We start from the raw sequence: 14,272 nt of genomic DNA, 5'->3' as shown, positions 1-14,272 counted from the left end.
ATTCCCTGCTCTTAGGTAGTCGGGAGCTCGGGAAGGAAGAGTCGTCAGCATGCAGGTCTGGCCAGGACAGGCGTATCCACTGGGTGCCGCGTACGACGGCGCCGGGACGAACTTCGCGGTCTTCTCGGAGACCGCCGACCGTATCGAGCTGTGCCTGTTGCACGACGACGGCTCGGAGACCGCGGTGGAGCTGCGGGAGGCCGACGCCTTCGTGCGGCACGCCTATCTGCCGGGGGTCATGCCGGGGCAGCGCTACGGGTACCGGGCGCACGGCCCGTACGAGCCCGCGCGCGGCCTGCGCTGCAACTCGGCGAAGCTGCTCCTCGACCCGTACGCGCGCGCCATCAGCGGGCGGATCGACTGGAACGAGTCGGTGTACGGCTATCCGTTCGACGCACCGGACGAGCGCAACGACCTGGACTCGGCGCCGCACACGATGGCGTCCGTGGTGGTCAATCCGTACTTCGACTGGGGCGACGACCGGCTGCCGCGCACGGAGTACCACGAGACGGTGCTCTACGAGGCGCACGTGAAGGGCCTGACGATGCAACATCCGGCGCTGCCGGAGGAGTTGCGCGGTACGTATGCGGCGCTCGCGCATCCGGCGGTCATCGACCACCTCACGGAACTGGGGGTCACCGCACTGGAGTTGATGCCGGTGCACCAGTTCGTCAACGACCACCGCCTGGTCGATATGGGGCTGAACAACTACTGGGGCTACAACACGATCGGCTTCTTCGCTCCGCACAACACGTATGCGTCGTGGGGCGACCGCGGCGAGCAGGTCCTGGAGTTCAAGTCCGCGGTGCGGGCGCTGCATCAGGCCGGAATCGAAGTCATTCTGGACGTCGTCTACAACCACACGGCCGAGGGGAACCACCTGGGTCCGACGCTGTCCTTCAAGGGGCTCGACAATCCGTCCTACTACAGGCTGACCGACGATCCGCGTTACTACATGGACACCACGGGGACGGGAAACTCGCTCCTGATGCGGTCCCCGCACGTGCTCCAGATGATCATGGATTCGCTGCGCTACTGGGTCGAGGAGATGCACGTCGACGGGTTCCGCTTCGACCTGGCCGCCACCCTGGCCCGGCAGTTCCACGAAGTGGACCGCCTGTCGTCGTTCTTCGACCTCGTGCAGCAGGACCCGGTGGTCTCCCGCGTAAAGCTGATCGCGGAGCCCTGGGACGTCGGCGAGGGCGGCTACCAGGTGGGGAACTTCCCGCCCTTGTGGACCGAGTGGAACGGCAAGTACCGCGACACCGTACGGGACTTGTGGCGCGGCGAACCGCGCACGCTCGCCGAGTTCGCGGGCCGGCTGACCGGCTCGTCGGACCTCTACCAGGACGACGGACGCCGCCCGCTCGCCTCCATAAACTTCGTGACCTGCCACGACGGTTTCACCTTGCACGACCTGGTGTCGTACAACGACAAGCACAACGACGCCAACGGGGAGGGCAATCGCGACGGCGAGAGCCACAACCGGTCGTGGAACTGCGGCGCCGAGGGCGAGACCGACGACCAGGCGGTGCTCGACCTGCGGGCCCGCCAAATGCGCAACTTCATCGCTACGTTGATGCTGTCGCAGGGCGTCCCGATGCTCAGCCACGGCGACGAGTTCGGGCGCACCCAGGGCGGCAACAACAACGCCTACTGCCAGGACAACGAAGTGGCGTGGGTGCGCTGGGCCGACCCCGACGCCGCACCGGACCCGTTCCTGGAGTTCACGCGCGCGATGGTGCGGCTGCGCAGCGACCACCCGGTGTTCCGCAGGCGGCGCTTCTTCCACGGCCGCCCCGTCGAGGGCACGCACGACGACCTGTCGGACATCGCGTGGTTCACCCCGGAGGGCGAGGAGATGACGCAGCAGGACTGGGGCGCGGCGCAGGCCCGCGCCCTGTCCGTGTTCCTCAACGGCAACGCGATCTCGGAGCCCGGAGCGCGCGGCGAGCGCATCCAGGACGACTCGTTCCTGCTGCTGATCAACGCCTCGCCGCAGCCGCTGGATTTCGTGGTCCCGGTCGACCACGGACGCCAGTGGCAGGCCGTCGTCGACACGGCGCTGCCCGAGGGCCTTACGTCGGGCGAGGGCACGAAGGTACAGGCCGGCGACCGGGTCACCCTGCAGGGCCGCAGCCTCACGGTGTTGCAACGGCCGGCGTAGCCGTCTCGCCGACCGCCTGGAGGGGCCGTACGCGCAGTGCGACGAGGAAGGCGAGCCCGGCGGCCAGGCTGCCCACCTCGAAGGCGGCAGCGGCCCCGTGGGCCTGCGCGAGGCGGCCCGCCACGGCGAGCGTGACGGCCTGTCCGCCGACGAACGCGCTCACGGCGGCCGTCATGCCCTCGCCGAGCCGTTCGCGTGGCACGGCCTGCTCGGTGAGCCCGAACCCGGTGATCAGGTTCGGGGCGAACAGCGCGCCGAAGACGGTCACCGCGACGTACAGGAGCGCCATGGAGTGCGTGACGAGGAGCGGGAGCGACAGGACGGCGGCGGCCGCGGTGGCGACGCGCCAGCGGGCCCGCAGCGTGAACCGGGCGGGCACCGCCGCCATGGACAGGCCGACGACGGCGCTCATGACGCCCATGGCGGCGTAGACGAGCCCCGCCTGGTCGCCGTGCCCCAACTCCTCGGTGAGCGCGGTGATTCCGGCGCCGCAGCCGCCGAGCAGGATGCCGAGAAGGACGAGCCCGACGCGCACCACATGGACCTGGCGCGGCAGCCGTGGCCGCTCCGCACGCGCGCGTGGCCGCGTCCCCGCCGGGGCGGCCGGCACCGCCGTGGCGGTCGGGTGCAGCGCGAACGCCGTGCCGCAGACCGCGACGAGGAGCGCGGCCGCGCCGAACGCGTAGGCGGGATGCGCCACTACGGAGGCGATCCCGATGAGCGCGGGGCCGAGGACGAAGCTGAGCTCGTCCATGGTGGACTCCAGGGACAGCACGGCGTTCACCACCCGCTCGTCGTCGCCCTCACGGCGCACGAGCGCGACACCGCGGGCCCGCGCGAGCGGCCCGATGCCGGGGACCGTGGCGCCCGCGAGGACGCCGAGCGCAATCAGGGCGGAAGTCGGCAGGCCCGCGAGCGCGGCAAGCGTGTAGGCGGCGATCGCGAGTCCGTTGAGGAGCGCGAAGACGAGGACGACGGGGCGCTGGCCGCGCCGGTCCGCGAGCCTCCCGACGAAGGGCCCCATGGCCACCTGGCCGAGCGCGAGGGCGCAGGCGACCACGCCTCCGGTGGCGAGAGAGCCACTGGTGCGGGTCACCAGGAGGACGCTGCCGAACTGGATCACCGCGACCGGCAGCCGCGCGAGGAACGACACGACGGGCAGCGGGCGCCCCGTCGCCGCGAGCACCCTGCGGTAGGCGTCGAGCGTTCCACCGACCTTGTTGGATGTACCAGGCATCGTCCGACGTTAACGAGGCACGCGTGCGTAGACGCATGCGGTGATGACACGAAAGACGGCGGTGCGGGTACGTACCTTCGCATGACGCCTCAGCAACCGATGCCGCCCGCGACGCCCACGGCGACGTACCGGCTCCAGCTGCAACCGGACTTCGGGTTCGCCGCCGCGGCGGCAGCGGTCCCGTATCTGGCCTCCTTGGGGGTCTCCCATCTGCACCTGTCACCGATCCTGGAGGCGGTCCCTGGTTCGACGCACGGCTACGACGTGGTCGACCACGCGCGCGTGCGCGCCGAGTTGGGCGCCGAGGACGGCCTGCGGGACCTCGCCCGGACGGCGCGCGGGCACGGTCTGGGCCTGGTCGTGGACCTCGTGCCCAACCACATGGCGGCGGCCGTGTCGTACAACCGGCCACTGCGCGACGTGTTGCGCGACGGCCCCTCGTCTCCGTATGCGCGCTGGTTCGACATCGACTGGGAGGCGCAGGACGGCCGGGTGCTGCTGCCGGTCCTGGGCCGCCATATAGGCGATGAGTTACCGCACTTGAAGGTGGACGGCGACGTACTGCGCTACTACGAGCACGCGTTTCCGCTGCGCGAGGGCACGGCGTCCCTGCCGCTCCTCCAGTTGCTCGACGCCCAGTGGTACCGCCTGGCGTGGTGGCGCCTCGCCCGTACCGAGCTCAACTACCGGCGCTTCTTCACCATTTCGGATCTGATCGCCGTGCGGGTGGAGGACCCGGAGGTCTTCGAGGCGACGCACGGCACGCTGCTCGCGCTGCTGCGCGAGGGCGTCGTCGACGGGCTGCGGATCGACCACCCCGACGGACTCGCGGACCCTGGCGCCTACTTGCAGCGCCTGAGCGAGGCGGCCGGTGGCCGGTGGACCGTCGTCGAGAAGATCCTGGAGGACGAGGAGCGGCTGCCCGCCGCGTGGCCCGTGGCCGGCACCACCGGGTACGACGCGCTGCGGCACATCGACGGGCTGTTCACCGACCCGGCCGGGTCCGACGAACTCCTGGGCCTGTTCCGCCGGTTCACGGGGGCCGCGGCGGACCGGGGCGGGCACTGGCCCGCGACCGTGCGGCGCGCAGCGCACCGCGTCGTCGCGCACGAACTGGCCACCGAGGTGGACCGGCTGACGCGGGAGGCCGCCGCGCTGTGCGCCGAGGAACCGGGGCTGCGCGACCACGCCCCCTGGGCGCTGCGTACGGCGCTGTGCGAGCTTCTGGTGCGGGTTCCGGTGTACCGGCCTTACGCCACCGGTGGCGTGCCCCCTGAGACCGTTCTGACGGCGTCCGCGGCGCGCGAGGCGAAGGCCGCGTTCACGGTGCCCGAGGAGGCCCGCGCGGTCGACGCCGTACGGGAGTTGGCGCTGGGGCGGCGCGGCACCGGCCCCGCGCACACGGCGTTCCGCGCACGGTTCGCGCAGACCGCTTCGGCGCTGCGGGCCAAGTCGGTGGAAGACACGGCGTTCTACCGGTTCACGCCGCTCCTGTCGGCCCTGGAGGTGGGCGGCTCGCCCGGGGACCCCGCCGTGTCCGTGGAGGCGTTCCACGCGTACTGCGCGCGCGTGCAGCGCGACTGGCCCTATACGTCGACGGTCCTGTCGACGCACGACACGAAGCGCAGCGCCGACGTGCGGGCCGGCGTCTCGGTCCTGACGCAGTGCCCCGAACGGTGGGAGGCGCTCCTCGCGGAGGTCACCGGGCGGACCGCGCGGGGCGGCGGCGCGAGCGCGCCCGACCCGCAGCTGGCATGGGCCGCCTGGCAGACCGTGGCCGGGCTCGGCCCCGCGGAACCGGCGCGGCTGCGGACCGCGATGCTCAAGCACGCGCGCGAGGCGGGGCTTTTCACGACGTGGACGGAGCAGAACGCGGACTACGAACGCGCGGTGGAGGACTTCGTGGCGTCAGGCCCGTGCGGCCCGCCGGGCAACGAGGTGCTGCGCTTCATGGACGATCTGGGGCCCCATGTGCGCGCGAACATCCTGGGCGCGGCCCTCGTCCACCTCACGATGCCGGGCGTTCCCGACCTCTACCAGGGCACGGAGCACGAGTACCGCGCCCTGGTGGACCCGGACAACCGTGCGCCCGCCCGGCTCGCCCCCAAGGAGCACAGCGCCAAGGCCGAGCTCACCGGGTGCGCGCTGCGCCTGCGCCGCGCGCACCCCGAGTGGTTCGGCGGCGCGGCCACCTACGAGCCGCTGCGCGCCGAGGGCCCCGGCGAGGCGCACTGCGTCGCCTACGCGCGCTCGGGCCAAGTGGTCGTGGCGGCGACCCGACTCTCCTTGCGGCTCGCCGACGCCGGCGGATGGCGCTCGACACAACTCGCGCTTCCCGAGGGCGAGTGGGTCGAACTCCTCGCACCAGGAAGGCGGTTCAGCGGGCACGCGCGCGTGGCGGAACTCTTCGAGCATCTCCCTGTGGCGCTCCTCGTCCGCGCCGACCAGAGCAGCGACGAGGCAGAGGGCGAGAGCGAGGGCGAGGTCCTGCGAGCCCTCATCGCAGACGTACGTGGAGAGCTGCGGGAGAGCGGGTGAGCAGGCCCTCGTAGGCGGGCCTGAAGCCCGGCGCCCACGCCATCGACGGCAGCGCCGCCAGCAGGGCGCGCAGGCCCGCATCGGCGGTGAGGCGGGCGAGTTGGACGCCCGGGCAGCGGTGCCGTCCTGTGCCGTGGGCCAGTTGCCCGGGAGCCGCGCGGAACAGGTCGTAGCGGTCGGGGTCGGCGAACCGGGCCGCGTCCCGGCCCGCCGCTCCCACCAGACACGCGACCGTGGCGCCCGCCGGTATCGTGCCGCCGCTCACCGGGACAGGCGCGAGGGCCCGGCGCAGGACGACGTGCGCGGCGGGATCGCGGCGCAGCGACTCGGCCCAGGCGGCGTCGGCGAGTTCGGGGCGGGCCCGCACCAGCGCCAACTGCTCGGGGTGGTCGAGGAGGTTGGCGAGGAGCGCGGCCAGGGCCCTGCCGGTGGCGTCCCCGCCCGCGCCGAGGAACGTCGCGGCGAGCCCGCAGACCGTGTCGTCGGACAGCGGCCGTCCATCGGCCCGTGCGGCGCACAGGGCGCCCAGGAGGTCGCTCGTGGGGTGGGCGCGGCGGCGGGCGATCTGCGGGCGCAGGAAGGCGTCCAGGGCGTCCGGGGCGCCGCCCAGGTGAGTGAGCCCCGCGCGGCACAGGGCGGCGACGTGGGCGGTGCCCTCGTAGGGCAGGCCCAGCGCGCGGACGACGGCCACGGTGGGCAGCCAGTGGCAGAACCCCTCGACCAGGTCGGCCTCATGGCGTCGGGTGAGGCGGCGCGCGAGCACGTAGGCGGTGCGTTCGACGCTCGCCTTCAGGGTGGCCAACGCGCGCCCCTGGAGGGCCGGGGCGAGGAGCGCGCGCTGGGCGGCGTGCGTGTCCGCTTCCAGGTGCGCGAAGGTACGGCCGGGCGGCGGGGCGACCAGCCGGGGATCGGCGAGCGCCGTGCGCACGTCCACGTAGCGGCTGAGGAGCAACGCGCCGAAGGGCTTGTCGAGGTGCAGCGGGTGCGTGGTCCGCAGGGTGCGGTACAGCGGGAACGGATCGTGGGCGGTCCGCGGCGCGGCGAGGCTCGGGGGCTGCGTCACGGACCCCGCGCGCGGGTAGGACCCCGATGCGTCGGGATACGAGACCGGTCCGGAAGGGCACAGCACCGCGGGACTCCACTCTGTACCGGGGCGCGCACCGGTCGCTGCGCGCCGCTCTTCCCAGCGCACCACCGAGGCCTTCGTCACGCAGCCTCCGTTCCACTGTCCGAGTGACAGCGGTGACTCAGGGTGACGTACGGGTCTGACCTGCACGGGGCCGAGGTGGCGTGAACTCTCCCCTGCCGAGCGGCCCGGGGCCGCTGTATAGGCCTTCTTGACACATGGAGCGGAGCATGGGGTACTGCGGATTGCTGACGCCGGGAGCACCAACGGGGGTGAGTCACCTGTCGGAGCAGCGGTACCCCACCTCGGCCGAGTTGGTCCAGTCAGCGCGGGAGCTGACGTCTCACCGACCTGACCTGTGTCGCCTACGCCAGGTCGGGACGTCGCGTGGGGGGCGCCCCCTGCACCTGCTGTCCATAGGGCACGACAAGCGCGCCGTCCTCATCGTGGCCGGGGCGCACGCCAATGAGCCCACGGGCGGCTCCACGGCGCTGCACCTGGCCGAAAAGGCGCTCTTCGACCAGGAGTTGCGAACCGACCGGGCCTGGCACTTCCTGCTGTGCGCGGACCCGGACGGCGCGGCCCTGCACAACGCTCCGGAGCCGCACTCGCTGCTCGACTACCACCGGGGCTTCTTCAGGCCCACTGGCGCGGAGCAGCCGGAGTGGTCGCCGTCGGTGCTGCCCCCGGACCGGCTTCCTCCGGAGACGAAGACCCTGGTCGGCGTGATCGACGAGGTGCGGCCCTACCTCCAGGTGTCCCTGCACGGCACCGAACTGGGCGGCAGCTGGGTGCAGTTGACCCGGGACATACCGGGGCTCGCCGAGCCCTTCGCCAAGTCGGCCGCCGAACTGCACATACCGGTGGAGACCGGGGCGTCGGACGCGGCGGGCTGGCCGACGTCGGGGCGCGGCGTCCATGTGATGCCGGACCTGGACGCGCAGGCCGCGTTCCCGAGCCTGCCCGACGACGCCCGTCTGTCGACGTGGCACCACGCGCACCGCTACGGCGGCTCCACGGCGATCGTGGAGGTCCCGATGTGGGCCAGCGACCTGGTGGACGACCCGGCCCCGCATCCCGCGCCCGAGCGGGCGCTGCGGCGCCTGTCGGCCCGGCTCAGCCGCGACACCCGGCTCGTGGAGGAGATCCTCACGGAGGCCATGCCGCGGCTCCCGGACACCGGCGGTCCGCTCCTCGGCGCGGCCTGCTGGGCCCTGGGCCTGGTGCCGGGGCTCGCGGACGACTGGGTCCAACCGCCGCCGCCGGGCGCCACGATGGCGTACGTCGGCAGCATCGACGCGTTCGCCCGGCGGCTTCCGTTGCGGGCCGCGGCGATGCTCCTGCGGGTCCTGGTGGAGGCCGACGACCAGGCGGCGCCCCGTCTCGACGCCCTCGTCACCCGGTGGTGCGAGGCGTACGCCGAGCGGTTCGGGGCGCGGTGGGTGCCGGTGGCCCACCAGATAGAGCATCAGGCGCGGACGACGGTGGCGGCGGTGCGGCACGCGCGCGGGTGAGCAGGCGCCCCCGGGTCAGTCTGCGGACAGCCGGAACGCCATGCGGCCGAAGGCGACCTGATCGCCGTCCTTCACGACGGCCGCGCCGATCACCCTGCGCCCGTTCACCGACGTGCCGTTGGTCGAGCCGAGGTCGCGCAGCACCCACACGCCGGCCTGCCGGCTCAGCTCGGCGTGCACCCGCGAGACCGTGTCGTGGCTCAGCCGCAGCCCGTTGGCCGGGTCGCGGCCGATGCGCAGCGGGTACGGGGACGCGGCCGGCGGCAGGAGCAGCTTCGGCAGCCGCTCCACGGTCCACGCCCTGCGCAGCCGCACGGTGAACCCGGAGACCGCCCCCACGGTGCCGAACAGCGCCCGCGACCAGCGGCTCTCCTGCTGCAGATCCGCGGTGAGCCGGTCGAGGTCCTCGGTCCGCCGGGCGGTGAACACCAGCTCCATGCGGCGCACGAACGTGTCGTGCGAGAGCCGACCGAGGGCGACGCCGTCCCTGAGCACCTTCAGCGCACGGTCCCGCTCGGCGTCGGAGAGCCGAGCCGGGTACGTGTGGTGTTCAAAAGAGGACGTCACAAAGGGAATTGTCGGGCAGCGGAGGCCGAGGTGTCCAGAAAACCGGGAGCGTGGGCCACCCCGCGCTGTTACGTTCGGCGCGCCGCGGCCACCAACGGGCCGCTCCCCAAGGAGACTTCTTGACCTCGACAGTCCTGCCCCTTGTCGTGCGTGCTCTCACCGAGGCCGACGCCCGCCTCTTCCATTCCCTCGACGATCCCGGCCTGGTCGGCCGCGCCCTCGTCGGATCCGTGTACCGCACCGTCGGCGAGGGCGGCGAGTACCGGCCCGAGTGGACCTGGGTGGCGCTGCGCGGCGACCGTGTGGTGGCCCGCGCGGCGTGGTGGGGCGGTCCCGACGACGAGCGGCCCGTGGCCCTGGACTGGTTCGACGTCGCCGAGGGCGAGGCCGCGGCGGGCGCCGAGCTGTTGCGGAGGGCACCGTTCCGCACCGAGTTCGACCTGCTGCTGCCGCCCGACTGGCGCGAGCGGCCGGAGGTCGTGGCCGCGGTCGAGCCGCGCAGGGCGGCGGTCGAGGACGCGGGCATGCGCTTCCTGGTGGAGCGTTTTCGGTATCGGTGGACTCCGGGGGACGGTCTGCCCGAGCGGCCCGGCCGCCTGGAGTTCCGCCCCGAGCCCGACGACGAGGCCGTCCTGGACGTGCTGCGGCGCGTGCACTCGGGGACGCTGGACGCGCATTCGCGGGCGGCCATCGAGGAGAGCGGCTCCGACCGGGCCGCGCGCCAGGAGCTGGACTTCTTCCACTGGTTCCCCGCGGGCCGCGAGTGGTTGCAGTTGGCGTACACGAAGGAGGGCGAGCTCGTCGGCCTCCATGTGCCCGCGCACAATCCCGCGGGCCCCTGTGTCGGGTTCATCGGCGTGGTGCCCGAACAGCGCGGGCACGGGTACGCGTACGACCTCCTGGTGGAGACGACGCACTTCCTGGCCGAGCGGGGCGCCGAGTTCATCGCGGCGGCCACGGACGAGGGCAACTTCCCCATGGCGGCGAATTTCGCGAAGGCCGGGTACCCGGTGGCACAGAAGCGCATCAACTTCGTGTGACGGGCGCCGACTTCGTGCGGCAGAGCCTCGACTTCGTGTGACGCGTGCCCCAGCGAGGCAAAACGGCCCCGCGTCGATCACAACTGACGCACCATGGGACTCAGCCGTCACTGTCGGCAGGCATCCGGTCACGAGGGGGAACGGTCCGTGCAGTTCGAGGTGTGGGCACCACAGGCCGAGCAGGTAACGCTCCACATACGGGGCGCCGAAGACGAACAGGGCACCACGCGCGCGTTGGCGCGGGACCCGTACCGCGGCGACGGATGGTGGTCCGGCCGGGCCGAGGCCGTGGACGGCACGCGGTACGGCTTCGCGGTCGACGAAGGACCCGTGCTGCCCGACCCGCGCTCGCGGCGGCAGCCCGAGGGCCCGGACGGGCTGAGCGCCGTCGTCGACCACAGGCGGTACGCGTGGCGCGGCCAGTGGCCCGGGCGCGGACTGACGGGAGCGGTCCTGTACGAGCTCCATGTGGGCACGTACACGCAGGAGGGCACACTCGACGCCGCCGCGGGGCGGCTCGGCCACCTCGCCGACCTGGGCATCACGCACGTGGAGTTGATGCCGCTGTGCCCCATGCCGGGCCGGCACGGCTGGGGCTACGACGGGGTCGACCCGTGGGCCGTGCACGAGCCGTACGGCGGGCCCGAGGCGCTGAAGCGTTTTGTCGACAGCGCGCACGAACAGGGCCTCGGTGTCGTGCTCGACGTCGTGCACAACCACCTGGGCCCTTCCGGCAACCATCTGCCCGCTTTCGGCCCGTACTTCACGGACACGCACCACACGCCGTGGGGCAGCGCGGTGAACCTGGACGCGCCCGGCTCCGACGAGGTACGCGCGTACCTGATCGGCAGCGCGCTCGCCTGGCTGCGCGACTACCGGATCGACGGGCTGCGGCTCGACGCGATCCACGAGCTCCACGACCGGCGCGCCCTGCCGTTCCTGGAGGAGCTCTCGGCGGCCGTGGACGCGCTAGCCGAAGACCTCGGGCGGCCGCTGTTCCTGGTCGGCGAGTCCGACCTCGGCGACCCGCGCGTCATCACCGCGCGCTCCGAGGGCGGGCTCGGACTGCACGCGCAGTGGAACGACGATGTGCACCACGCCGTGCACGCGGCCGTCACCGGTGAACAGCGGGGCTACTACGGGGACTTCGCGCGGCAGCCGATGGCCTCGCTCGCCAAGACGCTCACCCACGGCTTCTTCCACGACGGCACGTACTCGACGTTCCGCGGCCGCCGCCACGGCCGCCCGCTGGACCGCACCACCGTCCCCGCGCACCGGCTGCTCGCCTACACGCAGACCCACGACCAGATCGGCAACCGGGCGCAGGGCGACCGCCTCTCCTCGCTCGTGAGTCCCGGACTGCTCGCGTGCGCGGCGACGCTCGTGCTCACCGGGCCGTTCACGCCGATGCTGTTCATGGGCGAGGAGTGGGCCGCGAGCACGCCCTGGCAGTACTTCACCGACCACACCGACGCCGCCCTCGCCGAAGCCGTACGCAAGGGCAGGCGGCGGGAGTTCGCGGCGCACGGCTGGGCCGAGGAGGACATCCCTGATCCGCAGGACCCGGCCACCCGTGAGCGCTCCTGTCTGAACTGGGAGGAGCGCGAAACGGGCCACCACGCGCGCGTGCTCACCTGGTACCGCGAACTCATCGCCCTGCGCCGCGCCCGCCCCGACCTCCGGGACCCGGATCTGGCCGCGGTCAAGGTCGCGTACGACGAGCGGGCGAGGTGGATCGCCTACCGGCGCGGCGATCTACGGGTGGCTGTGAACCTGTCGGACGTGCCGGTGTCGATTCCGCTGGGGCGTCCTGTGGCGCGGCTGCTCGCCACGTGGGAGCCGGTGGAACTGCCGGGCAGGGACGGCGTGCTGACGGTCCCGGCGGAGTCCTGCGTGGTCGCTGTGGCGCCGTAGAAGCGCAACCGTAGAAGCGCACAGGGACGGAGGGCGGCGGGCCGGAGAGCGGGCGGGCCCGGCCCTCCGTCCCGCCGCCGCCCTCCGGCTCAGCCCTCCGACACCAGCTCCAGCAGGATCGCCTCCCACGCCCGCTCCAACTGCACCCGCAGCAGGCTCTCGGGGCTGTCGTCCGCGCCGTACAGCCGGTCCCCGAGCCGCACCAGGACATCGCACCGGGCCAGCCACAGCCCCCGCAGGCACGACCGCGGTCCGTACCCCGCCAGCGTCGCGGAGCGGACCGCGGCACGCGCGCCCACCGCGATCGTGAGCCCGGCGATGTCCTCCGCGGCGTCACCGACGACCGCGTCGGCCCAGTCGAGGACGCCGCGCACCCGGCCGTCCGTCGACACGGTCAGATGCTCGCCCTTGAGGTCGTGGTGGACGAGTACGGCCTCGGGCTGCGGGACGAGCTGCGCGACGGCCCGCGCGGCGAGCTGATCGAGCCGCTCGGCCTCGAACTCGCCGTCCGCGTCGAGCTTCAGGGCCGCGGCGCCGGCCTCGCGGCGCAGGCTCTCCAGTGAGCGCGGCGGCACCTTCGCCACCCCGACGGGAACGGTCCGCGCGACCGGCACCTCGCGCAGCCCCGCGAGCAGCCCGGCGAGATCCTCCTCGCCGGCCGCGGTGACGTCCCTGACCTCTGCGGACTCCCCGGGCAGCCGCTTGTCGAGCGTGCAGGCGAGGCCGGGCGCCCACTCCCCCGTCGCGACGGAGGCGGGCACGGCGACCGGGACGTGGGGACGTACGAGATCACGGAGGCGCACCTCGCGGCGCAACCGCGCGGACATCGCCCCGTCGGTGACGAGGCGCAGCACGTGCGCCTTCCCCACCCACCACGTGGAGTGCTCGCCGCCCTCGGTGACGGGGCGCACCTCCGGAGTGCCGCCGTCCGGAAGCATCGCCTCCAGGACGCAGCGCACGGCGTCGGCAGTGGGCTGCCGCGGCGTCGACGGCATGGCCGCTCAGCCCACGATCGCCATCTCGCGCGCCGTCGCGTTGAGACGCCGACCGCCGTCCTCGGTGACGGTCACGATGTCCTCCACGCGGACGCCGAACCGGCCCGGCAGATAGATGCCGGGTTCGACGGAGAAGCACATGCCCGGCACCAGCTCCTGCTCCTCGCCTTCGATCATGTAGGGCGGTTCGTGGGTGGTGACGCCGATGCCGTGCCCGGTGCGGTGGATGAAGTACTCGCCGTACCCGGCGTCCGTGATGACCTTGCGGGCGACCCGGTCGACGTCCTGGCAGGCGATCCCGGGGCGTACCGCGTCACAGGCCGCGGTCTGTGCCTCCCGGACGATGTCGTGGACCTTGCGCTCCTCGTCCGTCGGCTCGCCGACGTGCACGGTACGGGTGGTGTCGGAGCCGTAGCCGTGCTTGAGGCCGCCGAAGTCGAGCACCACCATGTCGCCGTGTCCGATGACGCGGTCGCTCGCCTCGTGGTGCGGGTTGGCGCCGTTCGGGCCCGAGCCGACGACGGTGAAGTCGACCTGCGAGTGCCCGAACCGCTTCAGCAGATCGGACAGTTCACCGGCGATGTCGTTCTCGCGGCGGCCCGCGAAGGCGACCTTCTTGATCTCCTCGTACGTGGCGTCCGCCGCGGCGCCGGCGGCGGCGAGGCGCTCCAGTTCGGCGGCGTCCTTCACGCCGCGCAGCATCGGCAGGGCCTCGGTGAGCGAGACGTACGAGGTCTCGGGCAGGGTCTTCTGCAGGCCGAGCAGATGCATCGCCCAGGCGTTGTCGCTCACCCCGAAGCGGCCCGGACCCCCGACCGACCTGAGCAGCGGGGCGGTGACGTCGTACGGGTCCTTGCCGTCGGTCCAGTCGCGCAGCGTCATCGCGTCGGCGCCCGCGGCCTTGGCGGCGTCGGGCGCCTCCAGGGTCGGCACGACGAGTGTGGGCTCCTGGTCGGCCGCGAGCACGAGGAGGGTGAGCCGCTCGGTGTCGGCCGGTACGTGGTAGCCGGTGAGCCATACGAGGTCGGGGCCCGGCGCGACCAGCACCCCTGCGAGCCCCGCGTCGGCGGCGGACTGCGCGGCACGGTCCATGCGGGCCTTGTAGTCGGCGGCGGTGAAGGGCGCGGGGGTACCGGTCGTCATGTCCTGGCCTTTCGTACGGGTGGGCGCCTGT

General features: G+C 72.9%; 10 protein-coding genes. 5 read left to right on the top strand and 5 right to left on the bottom strand.

The features are described 5' to 3' along the window. Positions 1–49 precede the first annotated feature (49 nt). Complete coding sequence (gene glgX, locus OHA73_RS32480) at positions 50–2,167, top strand: glycogen debranching protein GlgX (protein WP_327656800.1); 2,118 nt, start codon at positions 50–52, stop codon at positions 2,165–2,167. Here glgX and OHA73_RS32475 read toward each other — a convergent pair. Continuing rightward, on the bottom strand, positions 2,142–3,404 hold the full coding sequence (locus OHA73_RS32475; protein WP_327656799.1) for an MFS transporter: 1,263 nt from the start codon (positions 3,402–3,404) through the stop codon (positions 2,142–2,144). The two genes, glgX and OHA73_RS32475, sit on opposite strands and share 26 nt — an antisense overlap. 81 nt (positions 3,405–3,485) lie before the next feature. Here OHA73_RS32475 and treY point away from each other — a divergent pair, with 81 nt between their 5' ends. Continuing rightward, on the top strand, positions 3,486–5,942 hold the full coding sequence (gene treY, locus OHA73_RS32470) for a malto-oligosyltrehalose synthase (RefSeq protein ID WP_327656798.1): 2,457 nt from the start codon (positions 3,486–3,488) through the stop codon (positions 5,940–5,942). On the opposite strand, the gene OHA73_RS32465 is transcribed toward treY, so the two are convergent. Continuing rightward, positions 5,902–7,005 (bottom strand): cytochrome P450, encoded by a 1,104-nt coding sequence (locus OHA73_RS32465; RefSeq protein ID WP_327656797.1) that lies wholly within the window; start codon positions 7,003–7,005, stop codon positions 5,902–5,904. The two genes, treY and OHA73_RS32465, sit on opposite strands and share 41 nt — an antisense overlap. Before the next feature lie 335 nt (positions 7,006–7,340). Between OHA73_RS32465 and OHA73_RS32460 the strand changes: the two genes are divergently transcribed. Then, complete coding sequence (locus OHA73_RS32460) at positions 7,341–8,582, top strand: M14 family zinc carboxypeptidase (protein WP_266715130.1); 1,242 nt, start codon at positions 7,341–7,343, stop codon at positions 8,580–8,582. Positions 8,583–8,597: 15 nt separating this feature from the next. On the opposite strand, the gene OHA73_RS32455 is transcribed toward OHA73_RS32460, so the two are convergent. Further along, a complete protein-coding gene (locus tag OHA73_RS32455) occupies positions 8,598–9,149 on the bottom strand; it encodes a DUF1707 and FHA domain-containing protein (RefSeq protein WP_267068819.1) in 552 nt (183 codons plus the stop codon). A 119-nt stretch (positions 9,150–9,268) separates the two neighbouring features. Here OHA73_RS32455 and OHA73_RS32450 point away from each other — a divergent pair, with 119 nt between their 5' ends. Then, a complete protein-coding gene (locus tag OHA73_RS32450; protein WP_266715128.1) occupies positions 9,269–10,189 on the top strand; it encodes a GNAT family N-acetyltransferase in 921 nt (306 codons plus the stop codon). A 147-nt stretch (positions 10,190–10,336) separates the two neighbouring features. Further along, entirely contained in the window at positions 10,337–12,103 is a 1,767-nt protein-coding gene (treZ, locus tag OHA73_RS32445) for a malto-oligosyltrehalose trehalohydrolase (RefSeq protein WP_327656796.1), read from the top strand. A gap of 89 nt (positions 12,104–12,192) precedes the next feature. Here treZ and OHA73_RS32440 read toward each other — a convergent pair whose 3' ends face one another. Together OHA73_RS32440 and OHA73_RS32435 are read right to left on the bottom strand one after the other, a co-directional pair. Next, entirely contained in the window at positions 12,193–13,098 is a 906-nt protein-coding gene (locus OHA73_RS32440; protein ID WP_327656795.1) for an aminoglycoside phosphotransferase family protein, read from the bottom strand. 6 nt (positions 13,099–13,104) lie between these two features. Then, a complete protein-coding gene (locus OHA73_RS32435; RefSeq protein ID WP_266715125.1) occupies positions 13,105–14,241 on the bottom strand; it encodes an aminopeptidase P family protein in 1,137 nt (378 codons plus the stop codon). Positions 14,242–14,272: the final 31 nt, after the last annotated feature.

It is taken from the genome of Streptomyces sp. NBC_00483 (assembly GCF_036013745.1).
In the GTDB taxonomy this organism is placed as follows: domain Bacteria; phylum Actinomycetota; class Actinomycetes; order Streptomycetales; family Streptomycetaceae; genus Streptomyces.
The sequence above is the reverse complement of the archived record's forward strand: the minus strand, read 5'-3'. Positions and strand labels throughout refer to the sequence as shown.